The organism is Amycolatopsis sp. SID8362 (assembly GCF_010550475.1).
GTDB lineage: Bacteria > Actinomycetota > Actinomycetes > Mycobacteriales > Pseudonocardiaceae > Amycolatopsis > Amycolatopsis eburnea.
Genome location: NZ_JAAGNB010001187.1, coordinates 1 through 1,319, shown reverse-complemented (window position 1 = coordinate 1,319; position 1,319 = coordinate 1). Strand labels below are relative to the sequence as shown.

Here is a 1,319-nt window from a genome sequence, read left to right as displayed (position 1 = left end):
CACGCGGCGGGCGCGACGGCGCTGCGCGTGCGGCTCACGCCGTCCGGCACGGAGACGCTGACCGTCGAGGTCGCCGACGAAGCCGGGTCGCCGGTCGCGGTGATCGACGCGCTCACGTCGCGGCCCGTCCTGCCCGGCCAGGTGCGGACGGCCCGGCGGTCCGGTCCGCTGTTCCGCGTCGACTGGGTGCCCGGCGCTCCCGGTGTCCCGGTGGACGCCGAGTTCGTCCCGGTGCCGCGCGGTGACGTCCGTGAAGTGCTGGGCGAGGTGCTGGCCCGCATCCGGTCCGATGTGGACTCCGACCGGCGGATCGTGTTCGTCACTTCCGGGGCGACCACTGGCGATCCGGTCGCCGCGGCCGTCTGGGGACTGGTGCGGTCGGCGCAGGCCGAGCACCCGGACCGGTTCGTCCTGCTCGATCTGGAGCATCCGGACGACCCGATGCCCGCCGGGCTGCCCGCGGACGAGAACCAGTTCTCCGTCCGAAGTGGACAGACTTTCGTGCCGCGGCTCGCGCCGGTTCCCGTCGAGCCTGCCGAACCCCCGGCGTTCGACGGCAGCGTGCTGATCACCGGTGGCACGGGCACGCTCGGCCGGCTGGTCGCCGGGCACCTCGCGCGGAACGGCACGAAGCGGCTGGTGCTGGTGAGCCGCCGCGGGTACGCCGCGCCCGGCGCCGCCGACGTCGTCTCCGGGCTGACCGCGCTGGGTGCGGAGGTGACCGTCGTGGCGTGCGACGTCGCCGACCGCGCCCGCCTCGCCGAAGTCCTCGACGACATCCCCGACCTCGCCGCCGTGGTGCACACCGCCGGCGCGCTCGACGACGGCGTCGTCGAAACCCTGACGCCGGACCGGATCGACGCCGTGCTGCGCGCCAAAGTGGACGCCGCCCGGCACCTGCACGAGCTGGTTCCCGACGCGCACCTCGTGCTGTTCTCTTCGGCCGCGGGCACGTTCGGCACGCCGGGACAGGGCAACTACGCGGCGGCCAACGCCTACCTCGACGCGCTGGCCCGGCATCGGCACGAGCAGGGGCTGCCCGGGCAGTCGCTCGCCTGGGGCCTGTGGGCGGACACCAGCGAGCTGACCGGAACCCTCGGCTCGACCGGAATGGACCGGTTGCGCCGCACCGGATCCCGCGCGTTCACGGCCGAAGACGGGCTCGCCGCGTTCGACCTCGCGCTGGCGTCCGGCGAGCCGGTGGTCGTGCCGGTGCAGCTCGACCTGCGCGTGCGCGGGGACCAGGGGGTGCCGCCGTTGCTGCGCGGGCTGGTCCGGGCGCCGCTGCGGCGGACCGCGGCCGTCGACACGTCGGTGCG

At 75.4% G+C, this 1,319-nt stretch carries 1 protein-coding gene; it reads left to right on the top strand.

What is annotated here, in order from left to right:
* Positions 1–1,319: beta-ketoacyl reductase (locus G3I65_RS36975; RefSeq protein ID WP_160700209.1), on the top strand; the 1,319-nt coding region annotated here is incomplete at both ends.